Here is a 26,841-nt window from a genome sequence, read left to right on the forward strand (position 1 = left end):
AGCGGCACTTAGATTATGAAGCAACGCCCGGGAGTCTAGTAAGCCAACATGGGCCATTTTGTTGGGGGAAAACGGCCGCCCAGGCAGTCTATAACGCTAAGGTTTTAGAGGTAGTGGCAGAAGAAGACTACCACACCCTTATGTTAACTAGAGCAGATAGTCATGTGCCCCAGTATTTATTAGATAAGCATTACTATCGAAAGCATGGTCAAGGAGCATATTACGGGCAAAATAATGCCCAGTCGCAGACCCATGCGAAAAGAAAATAACTTGTTGTACTAGCATAACTGGCTTTAGAAGTACTCAAACCACGGCAGTAATTAAAAATTAGGCCGTGATTATTTATTTTCTTTTTGTTATTTATTGAAACATGTTTCTAAAAAACAATTGACTTTAAGAAACAAAATGATAATATATTATTTGTAAGCGATTCCTTAATTGCGAAGAAAATGAAATATAATTAGGAGTATGTAAAATGGCAGAGAAAAACAAAAATAATTTTCTTACCGAAAAACTAATGCCGTTATTCAATAAAATTTCTAGTGCTAGGCACATGGTCGCCTTGCGTGATGGAATGACTGCGGCAGTGCCAATGATTATCATTGGATCAATTTTCATGATTATCGGACAATTCCCTATTAAAGGGTATTTGGATTTCATGGCCCACGTTTTTGGTCCTAATTGGGCTACGGTTGTGCAGTATGTAACCAATGCCTCATTTAATATTATGGGCTTAATTGCTGTTGCGGGTATTTCTTATAACTTAGCTAAAAGCTATCAAGGAATTGATCCATTTTCAGCAATGATTGTGGCAATAGCAGCTTTCATTTTAACTATCCCCATGCAGATTGGTAAAGATGGTGGCTTGTTGATTCCATTGAAACAATTTGATTCATCGGGTTTGTTTACTGCATTATTAGTAGGATTATTTGTAACTGATTTATATGTGTGGTTAATGCATAAAAACTTAGTCTTCAAAATGCCCGAAACTGTCCCACCTGCAGTCAGTAGTTCATTTGCAGCTCTATTCCCGGGAGCAATTTCACTATTTGTAGTTTGGTTAGTTCGAATTGGTGTTGAAGCTACGCCAATGAAGAGCATTCCTAATGTAATTACATTCTTCTTACAAAATCCAATGAGTAAGGTGACTAATACTCTTGGTGGTGCATTAGTTATTGAATTAGTAATTTGTTTACTTTGGTTCTTTGGTATCCATGGTGCTAATGCTATTTCAGGGGTAGTAGATCCTATTTTGTATGCTGCTTTAGCTGCTAATGCATCAGCTCTTAAAGCGCATGAAGCTATTCCCAATATTATTACAAAAACTTTCTTTGACAATTTTGTTCATATTGGTGGTTGTGGTGCAACCCTGGGATTTGTTATTTTAATGGCTTTCTTTGCCAAAGATAAAGAAATGAAGGCAATGGGTAAGCTCTCAATTGGTCCAGCGATTTTTAATATTAATGAGCCGGTTATTTTTGGTGTACCAATTGTTTTGAATTATCAAATTGTGCTACCATTCATCTTAGCGCCAATGGCTAATGTCATTACAACTTACACCGCTATGAAGATGGGGTGGGTCGCTAAAACAATTGGAATTTATCCGCCTTGGACAACGCCACCAATCTTATCGGGAATCCTTTCAACAGGGCATATTTCTGGTGGAATTATGCAATTATTCAACTTGGTAATGGATATAGTGATTTACTACTTCTTCTTCAGAAGTATGGATCGGACTAAGTTGAAAGCTGAACAAGAATTAGAACAAGCTAAAGAATCAGCTAAGTAATGAATTGAGAGTGAATCGGGAATGAGTAGTGCAATCTAAACAAAAGCTGACGGTAACGCAATTAAAAATTTATAATTATATTGTAGCCAATAAGCAAAAGGTAAAGGGGATTACTTTGCGTGAATTAGCTAATACCTTACAGGTTTCACCTGCTTCGGTAGTGCGCACGTTAAATGCTTTAGGATATGGCCACTATTATGATTTGCAAAATGCAATTAAAGCTGAAGATAAGCGTAATCAGGTAGTCGATGATATTACCTATCAAGCACAATATTATTTTTCACAAGATGTTTTGCCTAATTATGAGCAAAAAATTACTAAATTTAAGCGCATTGCTCAAAAAACGAAAGAGTTTATCTTTTTTGGCATTGGCACCTCAGGGGATTTATGTGATTATGGTGCGCGTCAATTTGTCAATAATGGGCGTAGTGCCTTTGCTATAGGCGACCCCTATTATCCGGTCAATTTATGTCGTGATTCGTATCAAGAAAAGACAGTTATTGTTTTATCGGTTAGTGGTGAGGGACAACCTACAATTGATCAAATGAATAACTTTCGCCAGTTAGGCGCGACGATTGTTAGTATTACGAATGAAGCAGATAATACAATTGCGCACTTATCAGATCTTAATTTTACTTATCATTTAGAATATAAAATTATTGGCCAAACGATTAACTTAACTACCCAAGTTCCAGTAGTTTATTTACTTGAACGTTTATCACGGGCTTTGCAAAAAGATAAATAATTAAGATAAAAATTTTAAAAATACAAATTAAAAGCGTTGAGCATAAGGCTCAGCGCTTTTTCTTAGATAAAATTATATTTCTAATTTTTAATTATGGGAAGCCCCTGAACTGACATCAGTTGTTTTTTTAGTTTCATTGGGTACTAATTTTTGATTTGTTTCATCTAGATACCAATTAATAATTGGTAACAAGTCGACTATCCATTCTGTTACTCCAGCATAATTATCATTTTTATCATGCATATTTTTGAATGACGCAACCATGTATTTATTATTGCTTGAATTTACTAATTTATAAACTTTGCCAGTTTTTGCATAATCCATTATTGACTGAACATGTGGCATTGAACTTTTTTTGTGAATTTCTGTTAAAGTTTGTCCTAAGCGTTCTGGCCATCGTGGTGATAGTAATAAGTTTTTAGCAATCTCATTATTGCAATATATATAACGATCATTTTTATCAATGGTAACTAGTTCAAGAGGTAGACAGTTCAAAACAGCATCAATTTGATCAACTGTCATTAAACCTAGATCAAGTTGTACATAGTCTGAACCCTTGGCGGCATTGAATTTTTTTGAGTTTTCTATAACCCAGCTACTTGTTTCTTCTTCTGTATGTTTAACCATATTAATCTCCTAGAAAGTTGTTTTTGAAAATCCTTACTATAGATAGTATATTTTACTTATGTTTATAAGAGAAATTAATATCGGTTATTAATAATAGAGAGTGTTTATAAGGAAAAATTATGGATATTAAAAAATTGGTGACATTTATTAATTTAGTAGAGACACGAAATTTTACTAGAACAGCAAAAGCAATGCATGTAACCCAACCGACGGTTACTCACGATATTAATACTATTGAAGACGAACTCGGTGTTAAGTTATTTAATCGGACTAAAAGATATGTGAATATTACCAAAAATGGAGAGCTCTTTTATCAAAAAATGAGACCATTAATTAATAGTTATTATTCAGCAGTACAAGATATTCAAGGAAAAGATGCATATGAAAGTTCACAAATTACTTTAGGCTACTCATATTCACTGTTCAATGATTTATATATTCCCAAGTGGCTCAAGCAATTTAGGGAAAAACATCCCCAAGTTAGATTTATGTTAGAAAACTTAAGTCATAACGATTTAAAACAACAATTATCATCAAATAAACTAGATCTTATGATAACTACTGGTAGAGAGGCCGAGGATTTAACTAACATCAAAACTTATTTAGTAGAAACAGAATCTTTTCAAGCAATTATTTCCCGAGATAATCCATTGAGTAAACGTACTAGATTAGAAATAACTGATTTCAATGATCAAAGAATGCTATTTTTAGATAATAATTGGGCAGCTAGTGACTTAATTAACTTACAGAACAAAATAATTCATTCAAATAAGCAAATTAATGTAATGTATGTGAATGATTTACCTTCATTAAATATTTTGATTAAAAGTGGGCAAGGCATTACAGTTGGTTTGTATTGTATTTATGCTAAACTTGATAAAACTTTAACTTATGTACCAGTTAATTGGAAACCAACAGTTGACTTAGTTATTATTACACCACAGAATCAACATAAAAGAATGGTTTATGAATTTATAAAATTTATTCAAAATTTTAAATTTGAATAAATTTTAATAATCGCATTTTTGATTTTTATTTCACTAAAAGAGCCAGTGCTTCGTAGGGTTTGAGATTTACAACGATAGGCACAACTTTTAACTGTTTGCTGTAATTACTGATTAAAGTTTCAGCTGGCAGTTTTTGGTAATGTTGGGGAAGTTGATAGGAAACAGAATTAGCATAAAAATTATTGATAACTAACAAGGTCTGACCATTATATTTACGGCAATAAGCATAAACTTGTGGATGATTTAAATCAATTGGTTGGTAACTACCATTAGCTATGATTGGATAAGTTTTTCGTAGCTGAATCAACTTTTGATAATATGGGAAGATTTCACCATGGTCTAATTCAGCTGCAACATTAATCTGCGCTTGGTCTTGTGGTTTTAACCATGGTGTACCCGTGGTAAAACCGGCCTTTTGCGAATCATCCCAGTGCATAGGCGACCGACTATTATCACGGGATTTAGCTTGAATAATAGCGAGTGCCTTTTGCTCATCTAATCCTGTTTTTAGTAGTTCTTGATAGGCATTTTTGGTTTCAATATCAACGTAATCGGTAATACTTTGGTAGTTAGGGTTAATCATGCCAATTTCTTCGCCTTGATAAATATAAGGTGTTCCGTGTAGTAGATGCAGTACCGTGGCTAACATTTCGGCCGATTTGGCGCGGTAGTGTTTGGAATCGCCAAAGCGACTTAAGGCCCATGGTTGATCGTGATTGTTCCAAAAAAGTGCATTCCACCCACCCCCATTACTCATGCCAACTTGCCAGTCATTGAGCACTTGTTTTAATTTTTGAAAATCAAAAGGAATTTTGGTCCATTTTTGGCCATCTTGATAATCAACTTTTAGGTGATGAAAGGTAAAGACCATGGATAATTCATGATTATCTTTTTTGGTGTATGCAATAGAATTAGCAATATCAGTTGAGGACATTTCTCCTACAGTTACTGTTTCAAGATCACGCCCAAAAGTATTTTTATTCATTTCTTGCAAATATTGATGAACAATTGGTTGATCAGTATATAGCACCTTACTATCAATTTTAGTTGGTGCATCTGCCAAAGTTTCATCTTTGCCAATTACATTAATTACATCAAAACGAAAGCCTTTGACTCCCTTAGCGCGCCAAAAATTAATAACTTTAAATAATTCTTTTCTTACTTCAGGATTATGCCAGTTTAGGTCAGCTTGCGACTTGTCGTATAAATGTAAGTAATATTTACCAGTATTACCAAAGGGTGCCCAAGCTGGTCCACCAAATTTTGAACGCCAATTATTAGGCAAACTACCATCGGCTTTAGGCTGGCGCAGATAAAAGAAATTTTGATAATATTGATCGCCAGCTAGAGCTTTTTGAAACCATTGGTGGTTAGTTGAACAATGATTGAAAACCATATCTAGCATTACCTCGATATGGTTTTGCCTTAGTTGGGTGATTAATTCGTCAAAATCGGTCATTGTTCCAAATAAAGGGTCAATAGCATAGTAATCTGCAATATCATAGCCATTATCATTTTGTGGTGAAACGAAAAATGGATTAAACCAAATCATATCGATGTTTAATTGCTTAAGGTAGGGGATTTTTTGAATAATTCCACGCAAATCCCCAATTCCATCACCATTACTGTCATAAAAAGATTTGGGATAAATTTGATAAATAACTTTATCTGCTAAACTCATAAAATAAAACCTCCATGTTCTGTTTTTCTGCGAGCAAAGTCAATAAATTTAAATTTGTCAGGACGATGACTAGCAACTGTATATTGAAAAAAAGACGTATCTTTTAAATAGGTTAAACTGCGCACCACCACTACTAAGTTAGTATCAGTTAGCTGCAGTTGGTTGATAATTTTGTTACTGGCTGGTTCAACAGTAATTGCTTTGGTAGCGTAATCAATTGCTAAGCCTAATTCTTGTTCAAAATAAGAATATAGTGAATTCTCTGCTACTTGTTTTGAAAGCTGAGGAACATATTTTTTTAAAATATAGTCTTCGTCAATTACAATCGGCTCATGATTGACCGAACGTAGGCGAGCAATATAAGTAGCAGCAGTATCAGTTAAATTAAGTTCTTGGCTGATGTTAATTGGCAAGTGCGAATCATGTAGTGCCAAAACCCTAGTTGTGGCATGCATTTGTTCCTGCTGATTTAGTTCATCAAAAGAAGTAATATTTGAAATAGGAAAGCTAAAACGTGCGTTACTTAAGACAATAGAGCCTTTACCTTTGATTTTTTGAATTAACCCCGCCAACATTAATTCGTTTAATGCTTTTCTTATTGTTTCACGTGAAACGTGATATAAGGCTGTTAAATTAGGTTCGCTAGGTAAGAAACTACCAGGAATATATGGGCCTTGTTTAATTTTTTTGGTTAAATCAGCAGCAATTTGTAAATATTTAGCTGACATTATTTCAATCCACCTTTTTTACTTTTATCATATTATTATTAATTGTTTTACAAGCAATAAGCCATAAAGCTATGGGTGCAAAGTTATGCTATATCAATATCATAAACATATTATTGACACTTGTCTATACAAGTTATATAATCATTTTGAAAGCGATAACATTTATTGTTTGAGCAAGCAATAAATGATTTATGGGGGTTACATTATGAATAATAATATCACTTTATTATCACCTGTCACTGGGGAAGTTATTGAGCTTGCTCATGTCAATGACCCAGTTTTTTCACAAAAGACGCTCGGTGAAGGCTTTGCAGTTGTTCCTAATACGAATACGGTTGTTGCGCCAGTAGATGGAAAAGTAGTAATGCTTGCTGAAACTAAACATGCAATTGGATTGAGGACTGATAGTGGGATTGAACTTTTACTTCATTTGGGTATTGATACGGTTGAACTTGGGGGTAAACCATTTGCTTTAAAAGTTAAAACTGGCGACAAAGTTAAGGCTGGTCAGCCAATTGCAACAGTTGATTTGGCAGCGATTAAAGCAGCCCATAAGGACAATACAATTATTGTCGCCATTACTAATAGTGCTCAAGTTTTAGGAACTATTACTGTCCAAACGGGCATGATAGGTGCGGGTGAAGCTGCAGCTATCGTTAGCTTGAAGCAAGAAACAAGTGCTCATACTGCACCCAGTGCAGAACCACAGGTAAGAGTAACTGCACGTCAAATTCTAGCAGCTGTTGGCGGAGCTGATAACATTAAAAGTGTGATTCATTGTTTTACGCGGCTACGCTTTACTTTAAAGGATGATAGTATTCCTAATGACGCGCAGGTCAAACAAATTAGGGGGGTGCTAGATGTAGCACGTGCTAATGATCAATATCAGGTTGTAATTGGTCAAACGGTTGAGGATGTTTATGATGAATTAATTGCTTTACTTGGGTTCAATCCTTCTTTACAAAAAGAAACACTAAATAATGAAGTTACTACTGGCGTAGGTAATAAGCTTAAACAAGCTTTCTTCAAAATGATTGGAGTGATTACTGGGTCAATGATGCCGGTAATTGGCTTGTTAGCTGCTAGTGGTATGCTAAAAGGAATTCTTAATATTTTAACTAACTTCGGTCATATGTCGACTACAACCTCTACTTATACTATTATTAATGCCATGGGGGATGCGGCTTTTTACTTTTTGCCAATCATTGTGGGGTTCACTGCTGCTCAAAAGTTAGGCTCTAATCCGGTCATAGTTTCTTTAATTGGTGGTTTTCTGATTTATCCCGAATTAGTAAAAATTTTTGCTAGTGGCAAATATACTTATTATCTTGCCGGAGTAGGTATTAATGCAAATTTCTTTGGTATTCCTATTCATATTCCTCAATATACTTATTCAATTTTTCCGATGATTTTTGCAGCTTGGATGGCAGCTAAAATCGAACCTTGGATTAAGAAATGGATGCCAGTAACTTTAAGACAAATTTTCACCCCTTTAATTGAAATTTTTTTAGTTGGTATGACGGTTTTAGTCATTGTTGGACCAGTAATTTCATTTATTTCCGAGGGAATAGCTAGCACTTTACAATGGTTGTTAACAGTTAATAGTGCTTTGTCAGGGTTAATTATTGGTGGACTCTATCAGGTACTAGTTATTTTTGGGTTACATTGGGCGGTGATTCCGCTAATTGCTAATGATATTGCCGCTAATGGACATAGTGTTTTAAATGGTATTATTTCTGTTACTATGATTGCTCAAGGTGCTGGTGCTTTAGCAGTTTGGGTTAAGACAAAGCATAACCCAGATTTAAAAGGATTATCTTTAAGTGCAGCTATTTCTGCAGCAGTAGGTATTACTGAACCTGCCATGTATGGCGTCAACTTAAAATATGGTCGAGTCTTCTTAACTTCAAGTATAGGCGCAGCTATTGGTGGATTAGTTAATGGACTATTGAAAGTTGATATGTACGGTTTTACTGGTAGCTTGATTGGTTTTCCATCATTTGTAGCAAAAGCTGGTCAAGGTAATCCAAATAACTTACTGTATTTTTGGCTTGTTGCAATTGTAACAATAGTTGCTGCCTTTAGTCTAACGTATTTCTTTGGTTATCAAGAAACTGATAGTTATAATCCTAAAGATGCGCCAGAAAAAAAGAATATAGTAAATTTATAACAAAAAGACACTATGCTATTTGCGTAGTGTCTTTTTATATCTTAATTATTTGCAAATATTTCAATTGTTTCTTCGACTTCTAGCTTGTAATGCTTTGATTACTGTTCAGTAATTCTCGTAATTATTTAGTTATTAATTCTTGGGCAACTTGATGTATAATCTGGACGCTATTAATGACAAATGGGAAACCGACATATGGTAAAAGTTGGATAACTGACCAAATCAATTCACTTTCGCTATTGCCAGCTTTCAAACTACCTCTAGCATGGGCTTTAATTTGAAAGTTAACGTTTAGTGTAATTAAAGCTAGTAATTCATAGCGTTCCCGGTCGCGGACGGGTAAAGTTTCACGGTTATAGAAATCATTGAAAAAATGCTGGGTTAGAGCTTCAGGAATAAAATCACCAGCTTCATCTGGTAAGTCCTGGAGTAGCTTTTTGATTTCCGTACCATAAATTTCATTTTGCATTTTTGCCCCAAAATTTTTATCGGGCTGGAGCTGTGGTTGGACTGGGGTCAACTGCTGTTGCTCAAAAACTGTTTGCATAATGGTTAAGGCTTATTTAACTTTTAATTGCCCCAGCACAGGTGTTAGTTGATAAACAGTTTCTAACAAAATTTCAGGTTGAACATGGGCCGCTAAAGCTTGCTCAACTAGTTCAGTTAGTGAAGAAGTTACCCCTTGGGTAATACAAGCAATAATTGGAATTAAGGCATGATCCTGTTTTAAATGAGCACGGCAATGTTGATTGACATCTGTTATAAATGGAGTAATTAACTGTTCATATTGCGCTAAAATATTTTTTTTCATAGTAGTATCTCCTTTATTTTAGGTAGATTTTAAGTTATTTAGTCAATTATGTAAAATACTTATTGAATATGATTAGCAATAATATTTTGTTATAGTTATCTGCTTACTAACTTTTGAAAATTGAAGCCTTTAATCGTTTTAAAAATAGTTCAGCTACAGGGGAAAGATTAACTTCACGTTTCCAGACTACTTTAATTGTTTGATACATTTTGGGCGCTAATTTTTTGAAAGTTAATTTTGCCCCTGGTTCAATGTTGAGTAGATTATCTAAAGTAACCATTAAGGCAGTATGATTTTTAACCAGCAAAGTACCATTAAAATTCAGATTATATGTGCCAATGAAATTAACGCAATCTTGATAATTGCCCAACCAATTTTGAAATATTTGTAGATTGTCTGATTGTTGCGAATTTAAAATTGAGCGTCCAATTAAATCTTGGGGGCTAATTTCTGTCTTCTGGGCTAAGGGGTCATCCGTTGTCATCAGTATTCCCCAAGTATCTTTTTCTGGTAAAGTTAGTGAAGCATAGTTATTTACCGGGATATCACCAATAATAATGGCAAAGTCAGCTGTTCCATTATTTAACTTACATTCTGCATAGCTGTAATCACCGCTTAATAAGTGTAATTTAACTGCTGGATATTCAGTAATAATTTGACTAATTATATTCATAATCCGCTGCATGCCCAAGCTTTCTCCCGCAGCAATTGTTAAGTCACCACCGATAAAGGCTGAGGCAGTTAAATTACTTTTAGTTTTGGCAGTTAAAGCCAAGATTTCTGTGGCTTGACTTAGTAAGTATTGTCCTGCTGGAGTTAAAGATAAGTGATGTTTTTGGCGATTAAATAAACTTACGCCAAGTTCTTGCTCTAAGTCACTAATTTGTCTTGATAAGGCGGGCTGAGAAATTAGTAATTTTTTAGCGGCACGAGTCATATTGCCTTCTTGAGCGATAGCTACAAAATAATTTAAAACTCTTAATTCCATAATTATTGGTCCATTCTGCTTATTGATTTCAGTTTAAAATAATTATACTGTATATTAAAAACAGCTTCTATCATTAAGATAGAAACTGTTTTTTATTATCATAAAGCTATTTTGGCCAAAGAAAATTAATCAATAGCTGATTAACCTTCTGATTTTCATGTAGTTGACTATGTTGCCCGGTTTTACCATAGATTTCTTGTTCTTGATATGACCCAGCTTGCTTGCTAACTAAATAGCGGTATGAACGGGCAGAATTAACATCAACTGCTCCATCGTTTCCTTTACCAGTATTACCGTAAATATTTAGAACGTTTGCTGTTTTAGGAAAATTTTTTCTTAAAGTTAACAATCCCCGATAACTGGCGGCCATTTTTTGGGGAGAGCCGTCTTGATTTAGAACTGTATGTTTTGGTGCTCCGATTTCACCAATATAACCGTTGTAATGCCCAGCAATGGAGACTTGTTTGTTTAATTTAGGCAGATTAGTATTGCTTAAATTATTGCGTAAAAAGTAAGCAATTTGTAAATTACCCATCGAATGCCCTACTAAATTTATTTTTTTAAAATGGTACTTTTTTTGTAAAGTAAGAATAATATCTTTGACGTAGTTGCTACTTTTACTCAAAGATAAAGCTTGGTTAGTTGCATAAGGTGAGACACTTTTATTGTTTTGAAAATTAGCCTCAATGATTGGGTTTTTAGCATTTTTTTTAATTGTTCCAATTAAAGTTACTTTACCATCAGGGCTAACATCAGCACGAATGACTGAATTAGAAGCACCGCTTTTTTGGGCAGCTGAGACCATATTTTCTTCGGCATGGTAACTACTGCCCCACCCATGAACAAAGAGAGTAGGGGTTGCAATTGGAATAATGGTCGCTCTTTCTGACTGATAATTACGCCTGCTAAATAGCAAAAGAGGAATTAACAAGATGATAATTACCAGTGTAAGCATGATGGTCTTATTTCTTTTCATTTGTTGAAGCGCTTAAGTTGTCCTTTAAATCGCTAATAATTTGCTCGACTGTTAAATGATTTTCTTGATAAATTTTAGCAAGTGGAGTTTGATCAGTGTAGATTCGTTTTTGCCCATAATTAAGTACTTTAACATTTTGCTTACCAAGATAAGCTGCTATTTTTTGTCCAAAACCACCATCTAAAATATTATCTTCTAAAGTAATAATTAGCCGGTGAGTAGCAGCAAGGTGGTCTAAAGTTGGTTGGTCTAAAATATTGGCAGAAATTGGATTAACCAGGGTAGCTCCTAACCGCTCAGCAACTTGCTGGCCTAATGAATAAAAATCACCTAAAGCTAATATGGCAATATTTTTACCAGCTTTAACTTGATATTTTATTTGACTGTAATCGCTTAAAAGTGATTCAGTTGATCCGTTAGGTACAATATTTGTTGGCATTTTAAGCGCTACTGGCTGTTTCTTTTGCTTAATTGCCCATTCTAGCATAGCTTTTTCTTCAGTTAGAGTTGTAGGGGCTAGATAAATCCAATTTGGCAAGTTGCTAATCATTACTTGGTCAAAAATTCCTAAGTGGGTCTTTGATTCTGCAGAAATTCCGCCCCCAGCAACTAGCATTACAACTGGTAAATTGTTTGCAGCCACATCGTGAGATAGTTGATCAAAGGCTCGTTGCAAAAAAGTTGAGTTTTCAAATAAAACAGGGGTGCCGCCTTCTTTTGCAAAGCCAGCGGCAAAGGCAACCGATTCTTGTTCTGCAATACCAACATCGATGTAATTTTTAGGGAAATCATGCTTAATTTCATCTAGGCCAAATACCCCAGGAATTGCGGCATTGATAGCCATGATTTTTTGTCCTTGAGTAATTTGTTCTTTGATAGTCTCAATTGCAACTGTTTTGGCAGTTGGCTTTGTATCAGCTAATTTGATTGGCTGATCAGTTTTAAGATCAAAGGGCATTACCCAGTGGTGGGCTTCCTCATCCTTAAGTGCAGGGGCATAACCCATTCCTTTAACGGTATTAATATGTAAAAGAATAGGGTGATCAATATCTTTAACTGCTTTGAAGGCAGTAATCATATCTTGAACATTGTTACCATTTGCAACATAGCGATAATCAAAGCCCATGGCTGTGAAAGGATTTTCTGGTGCTTTTCCATTAGATGTCCGTAATTTTGCCAGTGCAGTAACTAAACCGCCAACGTTTTCGTCAATAGACCATTGATTATCATTTACAACAACGACTAAGTTATGTGGTTCAATAGCCGCGTTGTTTAATCCTTCGAAGGCTAAGCCGCCAGTTAGTGAGCCATCACCAATTAAAGCCATAATATTTTCGTGCCCCCCTATCAAGTCTCGGGCTTTTGCCATACCGGTAGCTAAGGCAATAGAAGTAGAAGTATGACCTATTGCATAGTAATCATACTCACTTTCGTCTGGGTTGGAATATGGGGTGACATCTTCATAATGGGTCGGATCAAGCCAAGCTGTAGCGCGGCCAGTTAACATTTTATGGGGGTAGGTTTGATGCGAAACGTCCCACACAATTTTGTCTTTTGGAGCATCAAAAACGAAGTGGTAAGCAATTGTTGCTTCCACAATTCCTAAATCTGGGCCGAGGTGTCCACCTTCTGCTGCATCTTTTTCTAAAATCAAAGTTCTGATTTCAGTTGCTAGTTGTTCCATTTCAGGTAAAGTCAATTTTTTTAAATCTTGCGGATTATTAATTTTATTTAGTAAATAGTCATTGTGCATTTTCATAATGCTTGCCTCCTTAAACTATATTTATTATAAAATTGATTTAACTAAGTATAAAATACTTTATTTTAATTATTTGTAATAAGTTTAAGTAATAACTTAAAACTGTGGCAAAATTATAATTAACTATATTTGGCATAAAGGAGGATAAGTATAATGAAAATTGGATTTATTGGAACAGGTGTGATGGGGAATGCAATCTGTCTTAACTTACTAAAAGCGGGGCACCAACTTTTTGTTTATAATCGTAGCAAAAGTAAAACTGATAATTTAGTTGAACAAGGTGCTGTATGGTGTTCAAGTGCGCGGGTAGTTACTAAAAAAGCAGATTTAATTTTTACAATGTTGGGTTTTCCAACTGATGTGGAAGAAGTATATTTTGGTAGTAATGGTATCTTTGAAGAAATAGTGCAGGGCAAATATATAGTTGATTTAACTACTTCAAAACCAAGACTTGCGCAAAAAATTTTTACTACAGGTGTAAAGAAGGGCGCTAAGATATTGGATGCACCAGTTTCTGGTGGTGACCTTGGTGCCAAAAATGGCACGTTAACCATTATGGCTGGTGGCGATAAAGACGCTTTTAGAGCTTTACAACCTGTTTTTAATGATTTTGGCAAAGCTGTTCACTATTTTGGGCCCGCAGGATCAGGTCAAAATACTAAAATGGCTAATCAAATTATGATTGCTGGAACCATGACGGGAATGACAGAGATGTTTGTCTATGCTAAAGAAGCTGGGCTTGACTTAGCCACGGTGCTAGAGACGGTGAGCGGTGGAAGTGCAGCTAACTGGAGTCTTAGCAATTACGGTCCGCGAATTTTACAAGGAGACTATACGCCTGGATTTTTTAGTAAACATTTTCTGAAAGATTTGCGGATTGCACTAGAAACTGCTACGGAAATGAATTTAAGTTTACCGGCAACAACTGAAGCTAAAAGGCTCTACGAAGTTTTAGTTGATAAGCAACATTTGGGTGATTTGGGTACGCAAAGTTTAATTAAACTATGGTGGCAGTAAGAGTAATTTTTTGGTAAAGTCTTAAACGAACAAAGCAGGGCAGCGATTATCAATCGCCGTCCTGCTTTTAAATAAATATTTATACTTAAAAATTGAGATATTACTGCTTGCTGGGGATGTCTTGTTTCCCGTCTAAAAAATTGGCATACCTTCCCAGAACAAATATGTAGTCAGATAAACGATTTAAATATTGCAAGCAAGCAGGTGCTAATTTTTGTTCTTCATTTAACTGGACCATTGTTCGTTCAGCCCGGCGGGCAATGGTTCGAGCATAATGTAAATTAGCGGCTGTAATCGAGCCACCCGGTAGAATAAATTCTGTTAATGCTGGTAGCAGGGAAGTTAGCCGATCAATCTCTTGTTCAAGTTCTTTAACTTCCTTTAAAGTGATTTTAGACCGTCTTTTGACGACAATATCTCCTTCTAATAGATAAAGCGTGCGTTGTAAATTTTGGATAAGCTCCCGTAATTGACTACAGTTGTTGGATAAATTAGCTATTACAACTCCAAAATAAGATTGAAGTTCATCGATTTCACCAATAGTGGCTATTTGCAAATCATATTTGGGCACCATTTTACCAGTAACTTGTTTAGTGAGGCCTTGGTCACCAGTTTTTGTATATATTTTCAATGTCATATTTTTCTCCTTTGGAAGTGATTAAGCGCAAGACAGAGTGGTTTATATAAAACTGGATAAAAAGCTAAATTACCAATTGCATGGTAAGTATCGAAAGTAAGACTGCTAGCCCAATATGCTAAGAAAGCAGGAATACCTCCATAAATTGACATGCCTAAGTCAACCCAAAAGCCATATTCCCAACCTAAAAAGGTAGCAAGAATTAATTGTAAAGTTAGATGGTCTTTTAATGGTGTTAATTTACTAAGTAGTGCAACAGTTAAGATGCATGCGCCATAGGCAAAAATTTGGGGAATAGTCCATAACCCGAACCCTAAGTAAATATTTGAAATTACCATGGTTAAGACTGCAAGTGTCAAGCCAAAACCAATACTAAGATTCAAAGTCACAATCATTAAAATATCAGTTACGGGTTGAACATTAGGTATAGGAATAATTTTAAAAAGCCTTAGGGATACACACATTGCTGTTAAGACGGCCATTAAGGCTATTTTTTTAGTTGAGTTAAGCATTAATTCATTTTGGCTAAAGTAAATTTAACTTTATCGTGGTTATTTACTTTTTGTTCTGCAGCTCCCTTATTAGCAAATTTACCATTAATTGTATAAGTCCAATAAATTTGCTTGTGAGTATCTTGACTTTTACCATCTATCGCAGTGATAAAACCATTTGTGCTCTTCACTCGCCAAGCTTTTTTAAGACCAGCCATCACTGTTGCATGTTTAGAGAGTTTAACTTTTTTGTTTTTTATATTTTTTTTGTTTACATTAAGTGTATAAGCTACGGTAATTTTATTACTAGGCTTAGCCATAACTTCTTGGCTAGTCTGATTACCTGTAAGAGAAAAAGTAAAAATAGTTGCTATTCCAGCAAGAACTGCTAATTTGTTTTTTTTCATAATAAATTCTCCTAAATTATATAATTCTAATTTGATTTATTTGACTGGGCAAGACCCTGATTCACAATCAGTTTGATCAATTAATTCCAAATTTTTTTGGTCATTGTTTTGCTTGGCAAAGACTGTAGCAACATCGGCAATAATTGAGGCTTTTCTTTTTTCATATGTTTCTTTATCAATTGGCTCTTTTGGAGCTTGTTTCAATGAACCACCATAGTAAGGCAAAAGAGAGGTTGATTTAATAATATGGCGGTACTGGTTGAATAAAGATGTAATTTGCTTACCTTCATCATTTTGGAAGGTAATGGTGCAGCTTACAGCATTATCGGACCAATATGTTTGTAAGAAAGCTTGTGTTGCGAATTGTTCAGCAATTGAAACCGTGCCAGCAGAGGCAAAATTTTCACTATCTGCATGTGCAGCTCGTAGTGGGAATTCAACACAAACTGTATTTGGTGTGTAAACATCTGGTTCTGAATAATAACCACATTTAGCGAGGGCTTTAAGAAGTGGGTCAGACGCTTGGAAACGAATTCGTTGAATTAAGTAGCCTGCATAGTGAAAGTGCATACCTTCAGAGGCACCAGCAAGTTTTGCTACCGTTCCTGATGGTTTAACTGTAGTGTGTTTAATTGAAGGATTACATCCTAAAGCTTGGCTGTATTCATTGTCTGCATCCACAACCGCTTGATAGGCGTTAGAAACCATTTCAATTCCTTTCGGATCATAAATCGGTACTTGAATTTTAGCTCCAGTTTCGTGATCAATTTCTTCTTTAAAACCAGTGACAACACGGTGCCCCAAATCATTCAATAACCAATCTTGAATGCCTGACATAGATACGCCAATACGACGATTTTTATAAATTATTTCCCGGGATATGGCCCAATCGTAAGTACTGAATGTAACACGTTTGGTATAGCGGGTGGCTAATCTAAACACATCTTTTAAATTCCAATTTTGTTGTTCAGCAATGTAAGGAAAAACTTCAAATAAATTACAAGGCTCACCATTAGCAAGAGAAATTTCACCACAAGGATTGGTTCCTTCTACTGCACCATCAACGTCTTTTTGGTATCCATCTATAATGCGACCATAGTTTTGAGATAAGTCCAAATTCACAATGCCTGGTTCGCCATTTTCTTTAATACCGTTGGCAATCGGTTCGTAATTGGTAAACGCAGCGTCAATTGCTACACTATTATTTGATGCCCAACGGTGGTGATAGAGCTTATCTTGGTCTTGTTTCATAGTAATAAATGCTTGGTCTGTATTAGAACCTAATGCTAACTCAGCTGATCGTCTAACGTTACCAGCAACAACAGTTTTGCCGATTAAGTTACAAATATCTGTTGCATCAACTGAACTGATTTTGCGGTTTGAACATGTATTGATGATTTTGTTAATGTCGAAAAGCATTTCAACTAACGGCATTGGCCCAGAAGCTGTACCACCAAAACCATTGATTTTTGTTCCATAAGGACGAATATTACTGATATCAATAACTAATTTAGTCTTGTGCTCAGGATTTGTTTGATGAAAATGCATATCTATTAATCTGGCATTGGCTAAGACCCAGCCCTCTCGTGTGTCGGGCACTTCAAAATAGATGCAGTCATTTGGAGTGCTATTTTGTTTAGCCCAACTTTTTTTGTCAATTGCACCAAGTTTAATTGTATCAGTATAAGAATCACTATCTTGATCAATAATAATTGTTAAATCAATGTTATTGTCGACTTGGGGTATTTTTTTTATGTTATCTTGAGTAACTGAGAATCCCACACCACCCCCTTTCATTAGTTGATCAAATAGAAAAGAAAAGGGCATTGAAACTGCTACCTGTTCTTTTTTTAAATAATCGGGCAAAATATGGCTGGCCCCATAAGCTTGGGGACGAATAGCAATAAACCAACAGTTATTTAAGGAATCGCCATTGCGTTTTTGATAGTCGGTACCAGAAACCCAAAGATTACGACCCGATGGAGTAGCAGCAAGGCCATAAATCATTTTGAATAGTTCTTGCGCTTCAGTGGTTAACTCATTAAATAATTTATCTGAAGGTGAGTCCTTTAAGCGGGGATCAAGATTGATATTACCTTCCACAACTCTTTTAACGGTTTCATCCCAATTTTCAGAACGATTTTTTTCTGGTAACCACCGGGCATAAGTCCGTTTGTAAGTAACCCAGCCTAATTCGCCCCAATGAGGGGTAATATTTTGTTTCACTCGGTCAATATAGGCTTGACTTAAAGTTATGGTTGAATTTTTCATAATAAAAATGACTCCTAGATATAAATTTTGTTTCACAACTACATCATGTATGGCTATATAAAAAATAATACCACAACATGTTGTGTATGCAATAAAAAATTGGCAAATAAAAAATAACGCCAGTCTTTTATGTGCGAGTAAGAAATACTAAGTTTTAAAAATAAATAGCAAAGAAAAAAGCACAATAAATTAAAAATTGTGCTTACCTAATGACTTGAAGTGATAAAGAAAAACTACAAAAAATAATCTTTTAAATCGACTAACTATGCTGAGGCGATTTAATAAAGTTAAGCTAACTTGAAGTTTGTTAACATATTACTGGATTAAACATGTTAAATGACTTTGTTCGGTAATTTTAATAAAATAGATAGTAAAAAGATTAATTTTTAAGTTTATTAACTTATATATTAATAGCAATAAGGAGAGATTTATTTGCGATTTAGACAAATAATTTTTGATGTTGATGATACTTTAATTGATTTTGCTGCTACAGAACATTATGCTTTACGGAGTCTTTTTAATACCCATCATTGGAAATTAACTACGGCGTTGCAACAGCGTTATAACAGTTACAATCAAGGTCTTTGGCGTCAGTTAGAACAAGGAAAGATCACCTATGACCAGCTCAGTGAAATGGTTTTTCGTAACTTTCTCAAAGATAACCTACAAATTAATGTTGATGGTCTGGTAATTATGCAAGAGTACCGCAGTTATTTTAGTGAATCTCATCAGTTGTTGCCAGGTGTTATAGATACACTTAGATTTGCTCAAAAAAAAGGTTACCAGTTAGCGGTTCTGAGTAATGGCGAAAGCTTTATGCAAGAACATCGACTTGCATTGGCAGGAATAAAAAATTATTTTTCCTTAATTGTTACTTCTCAAGCAGCTGGTTTTGCTAAGCCAGACAAACGTATTTTTGATTATTTTTTTAATTTATCTTCAATCGGACCTGCTGAAACAATTTTTTTTGGTGATGGTTTGCAGTCAGATATTTTAGGTGCAGAAAATTATGGATTTAATAGTATTTGGTATAACCATCGGCACCGAAAAAATAATATGGATTTGCATCCCCTGTATGAAGTAAAAAATTATCCCCAATTCGTTAAGTTACTTAAAAATGATTTATAAATTATATTAAGTTACTAGATGCTTAGTTAATTAATGATTTCGGTATAATAAAGTAAAGTGTTATTAATGTGATAGTGATTTGCTGATTTTCAAGAAAATTGGTGTTAATTGCTGTTGCTACTCTTTAAACAATTAAAGGTGATTGAAATGAAAATTGGATTTATTGGAACTGGTAAAATTGGTACTGCTATCGTTCAGGGACTACTACAAGCTAAAACTGCTAGTGAGGATATTTATATTTATGACGGTGGGCACGCATCTGCACAAAAGCTTGCAACTAGATATGGTTTACAGTTAGTAGATACGTATAATGAATTTGAACCTTGTGAAGCAGTAATTGTAGCAGTAGGTGGTTCAACAATTAATAATATTTTTATAAAACTAGGACAGGTTTATCATGGCATAATTATTTCAACTGGTGGTGGCGATTTAAAAAAGGTTAAGCAACTGATTTCAGCAGATGCAACCTTTGTCAAAGTTGTTCCTAACACACCAGTTAAAATTGGTCGGGGTATCACAGTAATTAGTTTTCTTTCTAAGGAAAAACAAGAAGTAATCGAAATAACAAAAAATATTTTTACTTGCATGGGTGATGTCTATGTTGTTCCTGAAAATAAGTTAGGAATTTATGGCACAATTGCTGGATGTACACCAGCTTATGTTGATTTATTAATCCAAGCTCTAAGCGATGCTGCGGTAGAAAATGGTGTTAAGCGGACGGATTCCTATGAAATAATTGAAAAAATGCTAATTGGCACAGCTCAATTAGCTCTTGATACAAAAAAATTACCAGAAGAATTAAAAAATGAAGTAACAACGCCAGGTGGTTCAACCATAAAAGGAGTTAATAAGTTAGAAGAATTAGGTTTCCGGAGTGCTTTAATCCAGGCAACTAACGCTTCAGCTAATTAATGGGTATGATAAATAATAAAAAATAAATGCAAAAAGCACCGATATAAATCGGTGCTTTTTGTAAAGTCATAGCATGTGTTTAAGTAGAATAAATTAATTTGTGAAATTAAAATTCTTTATTTAAATCAACTGGTGTATCAGCTGGTTCACCCTTAATTAATTTTAAGTTGTTATCAAAAGCATTAATAACCATATTGCGAACAGCATGAGTAGTGTAAAAAGCAGTGTGTGGGGTTACCAAAACATTTGGTCGGTTAATCAAGTCGGCAAGACGCTTGTCAGGTAATTCTTTATTGGTAAAATCACTATTGAAAATACCAACTTCACCTTCGTAAGTATCCATTGCAAAACCGAAAATTTTACCAGAATCTAATCCACGCACGATAGCATCGGTGTCAACTAAAGGACCACGAGATACATTAATGATAACAACATCATCTTTCATCTTTTGAATAGAATCATCGTTAATCATATGGATGTTTTCTGGAACGTCAGGTACATGAAGTGAGATGACATCTGCTTGTGCATATAATTCATCTAAACTATCAACGTAATAACCCTTTTCTTCTAAAACCGGGTTCTTAAATAAGTCATAAGCAATGACTTTAGCACCAAAGCCTTCCATAATTTGCATGAATACTTGGCCAATATGTCCCGTACCAATAACACCGACAGTTTGGTCCCGTACTTCACGACCGATTGTTGGTGCCCAACGGAAGTCATGTTTAGCAAGTTTTTCATCCATTGCCTTATCTTGGCGTAAGATTCTAGCAGCTTGAATAGCAGCATGTTCAGCAATAGCATCAGGTGAATATACTGGAACATTGGTTAATTTAAAACCAAGTTCTTTAGCTTTTTTTAAATCAATGTTGTCAATTCCAACGTTACGAATTGACCAATTGTGGATACCAAGCTTATCTAAAGCTTCGATAGTGTCCGCTTTGTAATCTAATTGTTGGTAAGTAACAACACCATCAGCTCCTTGAGCTAATTGAGCAGTTTCAGGGGTCAACAGTTGATCTGTAAAATCAACAGTAATGTCGGGATGAGCTGCTTGCCATTCGCGAACATATGGTTCCTCATCTTTACGGATAGCATAAGCATAAATTTTAGTCATAAAATCTAACCTCCATAGATTATCATTATTCTCTCTTGTGCTATTATACACTTGTCATGATTGAATTAAAAATATAAACTTGTGAAGAATCTTACTTTTACTATAACTTGCTTTTAAAGCAATCGCTTACATTATTAATGAGGCAGGATTAAGCTAAGTAAATAAATGTACAATATTTTTGGACTAAAGTCGTGAAATAATGAGCAGCTTTTTTCTGGCTTGAATTAGGTTAGAATTTTATAATTTGATTTTGCATGAGTAAGTGCTGCAAGATAACTAGACAATCTTAAAAAATATATAATGGGTAAGCAATATACAACAAAGGAGAAATAAATGATTTTAATTTCGTGGAATATTGATTCGTTAAATGCAGCTTTAACGGGAACATCATCACGCGCTGAAGTAACCCGGCAGGTTTTAGTAAAAATATATGAGCATAAGCCGGATATTATTGCCCTTCAAGAAACTAAGTTGCGCTCGACGGGGCCAACTAAAAAGCATCAAGAAATTTTAGCAAAAAAGTTTTCTGAATATGAAATTGTTTGGCGTTCGGCCCAAGAGCCAGCTCGTAAAAGTTATGCGGGGACAATGTATTTATATAAGAAGGAACTTAAACCTTTAGCAACTTTTCCTAGAATTGGCGCACCTGAGCCAATGGATGATGAAGGTAGAATTATTACTTTAGAATTTCCTAAATATTTTGTTACCCAAGTTTATACACCAAATTCTGGCAGTGGTTTAAAGCGTCTAAGTGAGCGGCAAAGTTGGGATAAGAAGTATTGCGATTATTTGAAAAAACTAGATCAAGAGAAACCTGTCTTGGCTAGTGGAGATTATAATTGTGCCCATAAAGAAATTGATTTGAAACATCCAGATAATAATCATCATTCAGCAGGTTTTACAGATGAAGAGCGGCAAGGTTTTACGAAATTACTTGAAGCTGGTTTTGTAGATACATTTAGAAAAATAAATGGCGATATTGAAGGAATTTATTCTTGGTGGGCCCAAAGAGTCAAGACCGCCAAGCAAAATAATTCTGGTTGGCGAATTGATTATTGGATAACTAGTGAGCGAATTGCGGATAAGGTTAAACGTTCTGAGATGATTGATACTGGACTTAGAGCGGACCATTGTCCGATTTTACTTGAAATTGATATTTAAAAGATAAATAAAGAGAAATCCAAAAAAGTTAGATTTCTCTTTATTTTATATAAAATGGTGCTGAGGCAATACTGAATGAATGATACACTACAAGATGCAATTCTTAATGGTCTATATGATTTATCTTATCCAGGACATGAAATTGTAGGTCCTAAGCTGTTAACAAATACAAAACATGAAAATATTTGGTTAACTTTGCGTTATGAACTTATGCATTGTAAAAACTTTACTTGGGCAGTTGCGTTTATTACGCAAGATATGCTAGTTCCCTTTAAAGTGATAATGGCAGATTTAGCACAACAAGGTATTTCAGGAACTTTAATTACCGGTGATTATTTAAATTTTAATAATCCGCGCGTTTTTCACGAATTATTAAAGATTGATAACTTATCAATTAAAATAGCACCCAAAAATGGTTTTCATGTCAAGGGCTATTTTTTTGAGCACGATGACTGGCAAACTATGATAATTGGCAGTGCCAATTTTACTAGATCAGCCTTGCTTAGTAATTATGAGTGGGCGCTAAAGGTCAGTGCAAAAGAAAATGCAACCTTAACTAAGCAAATGAATAAGCAACTTGAGACTTTAAAAAAAGTTAGTCAAGAGCTGACTAGTTCATGGCTGCAAACATATGAACAAAGTTGGGTGCGCCCTCAAATAAAACAGCAAGCAAAAAGCCAGCCACCTATTTCTCAGGAAATAGTTCCCAATCAGATGCAAAAAACTGCTCTAAAGCAATTACGGCAATTAATTGCTCGTGGTCAGTCACGAGGTTTAATAGTATCTGCTACAGGTACTGGTAAAACCTATTTAGGAGCATTTGCGGTAAAGGCTTTTAAGCCACGAAAATTTATTTATGTTGTTCATCGTGAGCAAATAGCGCGAAATGCCTTAGCTAGCTTTTATCAAGTAATTGGTGGAGCCAAAACCGATTATGGCTTATTGACCGGAAATAAACATGAATTAAATCGTAAATATATATTTGCGACGGTACAAACTTTAAGTCAATCTAAAGTTTTAGCGGAATTGAGTCAGACCGAATTTGATTATATTCTAATTGATGAAGCACATCGCTCTGCAGCTCCAAGTTATCAGCGTATTTTCAAAAAATTTAAGCCCAAATTTTGGCTAGGTATGACGGCTACGCCTGAGCGAATGGATAATCAAGATGTTTATCAGTTATTTGATTACAATTTAGCTTATGAGATTCGCTTACAGGATGCTTTAAAGGAACGGATGCTGACACCATTTCATTATGTTGGAGTTGCTGATTATGAAGTCGATAATGAGGTGATTGATGAAACAGCTAATTTGCGCTATTTATTAGCACCAAAACGAGTGGATTATGTCTTACAACAACTTGATTATTATGGCTATTGTGGTAATAGAGCTAAGGGACTTGTCTTTTGTAGTAGACAAGAAGAAGCACGTGAATTAGCCCAGGCTTTTTCTGCCAAGGGCCATCCTGCAGTTGCCTTAACTAATCAAGATAGTGAAAAAAGGCGACAAGAAGTAGTTGAACAGCTTGAACAAGGTAAGCTTGACTATATTATAACAGTTGATCTTTTTAATGAAGGGATTGATATTCCAGCTCTTAATCAAATTGTGATGTTGCGTAACACACAGTCAAGTATTGTTTTTATTCAGCAACTTGGTAGGGGATTACGTAAATATGCTGGGAAGGACTATGTAACGGTAATTGATTTTATTGGTAACTATAAAAATAATTATTTAATTCCAATTGCCTTAAATCAAGATAACAGCCGAGATATCGAACAAGTACGTAAGGAGACTATCTTACCTGGATTTATTGATGTTTCAACTATTAATTTTAGTCAAATTGCATCGACTAAAATTTTGGCTTCGCTTGACAAAATTAAACTTGATAGCGTTAAAGAATTAAAGCAATCTTATCAAGAATTAAAAGAAAAAATTGGTCGTGTGCCCTTGCTTTTTGATTTTGCTAACTATGGTTCAACTTCTCCTGAGGTATTTGCTAATCATACTGGTTTTCAAAATTATGCTCAATTTTTGGTTAAAATGGGAGAATCAGTTAAATTAACTGAATTTGAGAATGCTATCTTGTCTTTTTTAACCAAAGAACTTTTAAATGGTAAAAGACCGCATGAACTCTTACTACTGCAAGCCCTACTAACAAAAGAATATATCAGTCATAGGGAATTTGAAAATATATTAAAAAGATTTGGTACGTATTGTAACGAAGCAGTTTTAAAGTCGGTATTGGCTATCTTATCATTAGATTTTTTTAACGTTAAGCAAAGGCAGACAACTAAAAAGACCCAATATGGTGGTCAATCACTAGTACAACAGGATGACTTACTTAATTATGTTTTAGCACCAAAATTGAGCCAGACTTTGCAGAATAGTCATATATTTAAGCAATTATTTACTGATGTAGTTAATACGGGGCTAAAAATTAACCAACGATATAATAAGCAAGAGCAATTTACACTTTATCAGCAATATGAGCGCAAAGATGTATGTCGTTTGCTTGATTGGCCTAAAGATGTTTCTGCACCAATGTATGGCTATCGTGTAGATAAAAAGGAAACTCCGATTTTTATTACCTATGAAAAAGATTCATCTCAAAAGCGGAATGCGTTATATCATAACACATTAGAAGATGGTCAAACTTTGCGTTGGTATACTAGAGCACCACGGCACATAGATTCGGATGAAGTTAAAAGATTACTTAATACACCGAAGATGAAACTACATTTGTTTGTGAAAAAAAGTGATGCTATAGGCAAGAAATTCTTTTATTTAGGTCAAGCTGATATACAAAAGAAAACCGTTAAAGAAGAACTTTTGGGTCCGAAAAAAAAGGCAGTAGTTGGTATGAATTTACGGCTACAGCAACCTTTAGAAAGTAAAATGTATCAACTACTATTTGAATAATAAAAAAAGCTTCTATGAGATAGAAGCTTTTTATTGTGCAGCGTTAATTTTAGCGAGGAACAAACGTATTAGGTTTAATATGCTGCAATATTTCATATCCTACTGCTTTTTGGTCATTTTTATTATCATTAGTTTGGTTTAAAAACATGATAATCCCATTTTGATTATCGGTTGTCAACTGCACCCAAGTGCCAAAATGCATAGCTGCAATACTACCATATGCTAATTTGAGTGAATCGTTATTTTGTAAATACATTCCACCAGAATAATCTGTGACCTTACTCTTTAAATGTGTTAGATAATAAAAATCATCCTTATTTAGGATCTTTCCATTGCAAAGACCAGCCTGGATTTGATAGTATTCCGCGGGACTAGTAAATAGATTACCTGCTCCAGGAATTTGCGAAGCAAGGGACTGCTTAATGTAGGTGGGATTTTGATAGTTTTTACTTCCATTTGAATAATAAGAAATTGGGTCAGTTTTGTCATTGGGGATGTTTTGGTACAAATAAGTATTTTTCAAGCCTAACGTATCCACGATGCGATTTTGAAAGTTTTCTTCGTAAGATTTACCTGTAACTTGTCTAATTATTCCTGTCAGCAAAATAAAGTTGCTATTGTTGTAATGATAGCTACCAACTAAATCGGAAGAAGATGCATTAATATTATTAACAATCCAGTTAATTGCATTAGCTTCTGAATATACATAGCCTCGGTTTATTTCAGTTCCGGTAGCTTTAATGCCAGAGGTATGGGTCAATAGATTACCGACTGAAATTTGGTTAGCGTTTTTTAGATTGGGATACCAACGTGAAATCTTAGTATACTGGTTAAATGCTTTATTAGTATTTTTGGTCTCATTCATAAGTTGAATTATAATTGCCCCAGTAATTACTTTTTGTAGCGAGGCCGTTGGGTATGTTACATTGCTTTTACCGTTACCAATGCGCTTACCATACCAAGCATAACCATAACTAATTGTCTGGGGCTGCCCATCTTTTACTACAGTAACCGAACCACGGACATGGTGTCTTTTTAAAGTTTCTCTGACAAAATTAGACATTTCTTCATTATCATTAGTGCTAGTTGATGAAGTTGCAGCTTCAACTGGCGTTGCTTTTGTACTAATTGCAGTAGAAGTACCTATAGTTAATGCTGCAATAGTTGTTAAAATTTTATGTTTCACAATATTAAGCTTCTCCTTTAAACTATTATTTGTATTATAAAACGATAACTGCAACAAAGATATGTGAAAAAGATTAAGTTTATTTAACGATTTGATTTCTAAGCTACTGAATAAAAAATATATGAGCATAATCAAAAATATAGGGATAAACATAAATATTATTTCATGTGGCAATTGGCTATAAATAAATGTGTTAGCGTATCCAATTTAATTAGCTTGAAAAAAATCATAAAAAAGGGTTGCAAAAACCAAAAAAGGTTGCTAATATAAATAACTGTCGTCAGGGCAAAGCCAGTAAGGCAAAGGCAAGGCGG

General features: G+C 34.7%; 24 protein-coding genes. 10 read left to right on the top strand and 14 right to left on the bottom strand.

Annotated features, from left to right (window positions below):
* The 3 genes from BM203_RS07960 to BM203_RS07970 all read left to right on the top strand — a co-directional run.
* On the top strand, positions 1-269 hold a 269-nt coding region (locus BM203_RS07960; RefSeq protein WP_208856626.1), incomplete at its 5' end, for a class II aldolase/adducin family protein.
* Positions 270-475: 206 nt separating this feature from the next.
* Positions 476-1,789, top strand: coding sequence for a PTS cellobiose transporter subunit IIC (gene celB, locus BM203_RS07965; RefSeq protein WP_090094162.1), 1,314 nt, complete (start codon positions 476-478; stop codon positions 1,787-1,789).
* 28 nt (positions 1,790-1,817) lie between these two features.
* Complete coding sequence (locus BM203_RS07970; protein WP_090094165.1) at positions 1,818-2,534, top strand: MurR/RpiR family transcriptional regulator; 717 nt, start codon at positions 1,818-1,820, stop codon at positions 2,532-2,534.
* An 87-nt stretch (positions 2,535-2,621) separates the two neighbouring features.
* Here the strand turns inward: BM203_RS07970 and BM203_RS07975 are convergent, their stop codons facing one another.
* The gene (locus tag BM203_RS07975) at positions 2,622-3,161 is read right to left on the bottom strand and encodes a PAS domain-containing protein (protein ID WP_090094167.1); all 540 of its coding nucleotides are present in this window, start codon (positions 3,159-3,161) and stop codon (positions 2,622-2,624) included.
* A 119-nt stretch (positions 3,162-3,280) separates the two neighbouring features.
* Between BM203_RS07975 and BM203_RS07980 the strand changes: the two genes are divergently transcribed.
* Positions 3,281-4,168, top strand: coding sequence for a LysR family transcriptional regulator (locus BM203_RS07980; RefSeq protein ID WP_090094168.1), 888 nt, complete (start codon positions 3,281-3,283; stop codon positions 4,166-4,168).
* A gap of 25 nt (positions 4,169-4,193) precedes the next feature.
* On the opposite strand, the gene treC is transcribed toward BM203_RS07980, so the two are convergent.
* Entirely contained in the window at positions 4,194-5,849 is a 1,656-nt protein-coding gene (gene treC, locus BM203_RS07985) for an alpha,alpha-phosphotrehalase (RefSeq protein WP_090094170.1), read from the bottom strand.
* On the bottom strand, positions 5,846-6,577 hold the full coding sequence (gene treR / locus BM203_RS07990; RefSeq protein ID WP_090094171.1) for a trehalose operon repressor: 732 nt from the start codon (positions 6,575-6,577) through the stop codon (positions 5,846-5,848). The genes treC and treR overlap by 4 nt, the downstream gene beginning before the upstream one ends.
* Before the next feature lie 205 nt (positions 6,578-6,782).
* Between treR and BM203_RS07995 the strand changes: the two genes are divergently transcribed.
* Positions 6,783-8,747 (top strand): PTS sugar transporter subunit IIABC, encoded by a 1,965-nt coding sequence (locus BM203_RS07995; RefSeq protein ID WP_090094173.1) that lies wholly within the window; start codon positions 6,783-6,785, stop codon positions 8,745-8,747.
* Positions 8,748-8,868: 121 nt separating this feature from the next.
* Here BM203_RS07995 and BM203_RS08000 read toward each other — a convergent pair whose 3' ends face one another.
* The 5 genes from BM203_RS08000 to BM203_RS08020 all read right to left on the bottom strand — a co-directional run bounded on the left by BM203_RS08000 (position 8,869) and on the right by BM203_RS08020 (position 13,281).
* The gene (locus BM203_RS08000) at positions 8,869-9,294 is read right to left on the bottom strand and encodes a carboxymuconolactone decarboxylase family protein (RefSeq protein ID WP_090094174.1); all 426 of its coding nucleotides are present in this window, start codon (positions 9,292-9,294) and stop codon (positions 8,869-8,871) included.
* A gap of 12 nt (positions 9,295-9,306) precedes the next feature.
* Positions 9,307-9,558, bottom strand: a complete 252-nt coding sequence (locus BM203_RS08005) for a hypothetical protein (RefSeq protein ID WP_090094176.1) — start codon at positions 9,556-9,558, stop codon at positions 9,307-9,309.
* 106 nt (positions 9,559-9,664) lie between these two features.
* A complete protein-coding gene (locus tag BM203_RS08010) occupies positions 9,665-10,546 on the bottom strand; it encodes a LysR family transcriptional regulator (protein WP_090094177.1) in 882 nt (293 codons plus the stop codon).
* Between the two features lie 106 nt (positions 10,547-10,652).
* Positions 10,653-11,522 carry an alpha/beta hydrolase gene (locus tag BM203_RS08015; RefSeq protein WP_090094179.1) on the bottom strand — a complete coding sequence of 290 codons (870 nt, stop codon included), beginning with the start codon at positions 11,520-11,522 and terminating at the stop codon, positions 10,653-10,655.
* A complete protein-coding gene (locus tag BM203_RS08020) occupies positions 11,509-13,281 on the bottom strand; it encodes a 1-deoxy-D-xylulose-5-phosphate synthase (RefSeq protein WP_090094180.1) in 1,773 nt (590 codons plus the stop codon). The genes BM203_RS08015 and BM203_RS08020 overlap by 14 nt, the downstream gene beginning before the upstream one ends.
* Before the next feature lie 153 nt (positions 13,282-13,434).
* Here BM203_RS08020 and BM203_RS08025 point away from each other — a divergent pair, with 153 nt between their 5' ends.
* The gene (locus BM203_RS08025) at positions 13,435-14,298 is read left to right on the top strand and encodes an NAD(P)-dependent oxidoreductase (RefSeq protein WP_090094182.1); all 864 of its coding nucleotides are present in this window, start codon (positions 13,435-13,437) and stop codon (positions 14,296-14,298) included.
* 100 nt (positions 14,299-14,398) lie between these two features.
* Here BM203_RS08025 and BM203_RS08030 read toward each other — a convergent pair whose 3' ends face one another.
* Genes BM203_RS08030 through nrdJ form a run of 4 tightly spaced genes read right to left on the bottom strand, consistent with a single transcriptional unit; the run spans position 14,399 to position 18,104 of the window.
* Entirely contained in the window at positions 14,399-14,935 is a 537-nt protein-coding gene (locus BM203_RS08030) for a cob(I)yrinic acid a,c-diamide adenosyltransferase (RefSeq protein ID WP_090094184.1), read from the bottom strand.
* Positions 14,932-15,447, bottom strand: coding sequence for an ECF transporter S component (locus BM203_RS08035; RefSeq protein WP_090094185.1), 516 nt, complete (start codon positions 15,445-15,447; stop codon positions 14,932-14,934). Before BM203_RS08035 ends, BM203_RS08030 begins: the two co-directional genes overlap by 4 nt.
* Complete coding sequence (locus tag BM203_RS08040) at positions 15,447-15,833, bottom strand: DUF4430 domain-containing protein (RefSeq protein ID WP_090094187.1); 387 nt, start codon at positions 15,831-15,833, stop codon at positions 15,447-15,449. The genes BM203_RS08035 and BM203_RS08040 overlap by 1 nt, the downstream gene beginning before the upstream one ends.
* Before the next feature lie 36 nt (positions 15,834-15,869).
* Positions 15,870-18,104, bottom strand: coding sequence for a ribonucleoside-triphosphate reductase, adenosylcobalamin-dependent (nrdJ, locus tag BM203_RS08045; protein WP_090094188.1), 2,235 nt, complete (start codon positions 18,102-18,104; stop codon positions 15,870-15,872).
* Between the two features lie 432 nt (positions 18,105-18,536).
* On the opposite strand from nrdJ, the gene BM203_RS08050 reads away from it, so the two are divergent.
* Together BM203_RS08050 and BM203_RS08055 are read left to right on the top strand one after the other, a co-directional pair.
* Positions 18,537-19,232: a YjjG family noncanonical pyrimidine nucleotidase gene (locus tag BM203_RS08050; protein WP_090094190.1), complete on the top strand. Its 696-nt coding sequence runs from the start codon at positions 18,537-18,539 to the stop codon at positions 19,230-19,232.
* A gap of 147 nt (positions 19,233-19,379) precedes the next feature.
* Positions 19,380-20,144: a pyrroline-5-carboxylate reductase family protein gene (locus BM203_RS08055; protein WP_090094192.1), complete on the top strand. Its 765-nt coding sequence runs from the start codon at positions 19,380-19,382 to the stop codon at positions 20,142-20,144.
* A 106-nt stretch (positions 20,145-20,250) separates the two neighbouring features.
* On the opposite strand, the gene BM203_RS08060 is transcribed toward BM203_RS08055, so the two are convergent.
* Positions 20,251-21,261, bottom strand: coding sequence for a D-2-hydroxyacid dehydrogenase (locus BM203_RS08060; protein ID WP_090094194.1), 1,011 nt, complete (start codon positions 21,259-21,261; stop codon positions 20,251-20,253).
* Positions 21,262-21,594: 333 nt separating this feature from the next.
* Here BM203_RS08060 and BM203_RS08065 point away from each other — a divergent pair, with 333 nt between their 5' ends.
* Together BM203_RS08065 and BM203_RS08070 are read left to right on the top strand one after the other, a co-directional pair.
* Positions 21,595-22,422, top strand: a complete 828-nt coding sequence (locus tag BM203_RS08065; protein ID WP_090094195.1) for an exodeoxyribonuclease III — start codon at positions 21,595-21,597, stop codon at positions 22,420-22,422.
* Positions 22,423-22,497: 75 nt separating this feature from the next.
* Positions 22,498-25,341, top strand: coding sequence for a DEAD/DEAH box helicase (locus BM203_RS08070; protein ID WP_090094197.1), 2,844 nt, complete (start codon positions 22,498-22,500; stop codon positions 25,339-25,341).
* 49 nt (positions 25,342-25,390) lie between these two features.
* Here the strand turns inward: BM203_RS08070 and BM203_RS08075 are convergent, their stop codons facing one another.
* On the bottom strand, positions 25,391-26,527 hold the full coding sequence (locus BM203_RS08075; RefSeq protein WP_228150134.1) for a serine hydrolase domain-containing protein: 1,137 nt from the start codon (positions 26,525-26,527) through the stop codon (positions 25,391-25,393).
* Between the last annotated feature and the right edge of the window lie 314 nt (positions 26,528-26,841).

This window comes from Lactobacillus bombicola (assembly GCF_900112665.1).
Taxonomy (GTDB): domain Bacteria; phylum Bacillota; class Bacilli; order Lactobacillales; family Lactobacillaceae; genus Lactobacillus; species Lactobacillus bombicola.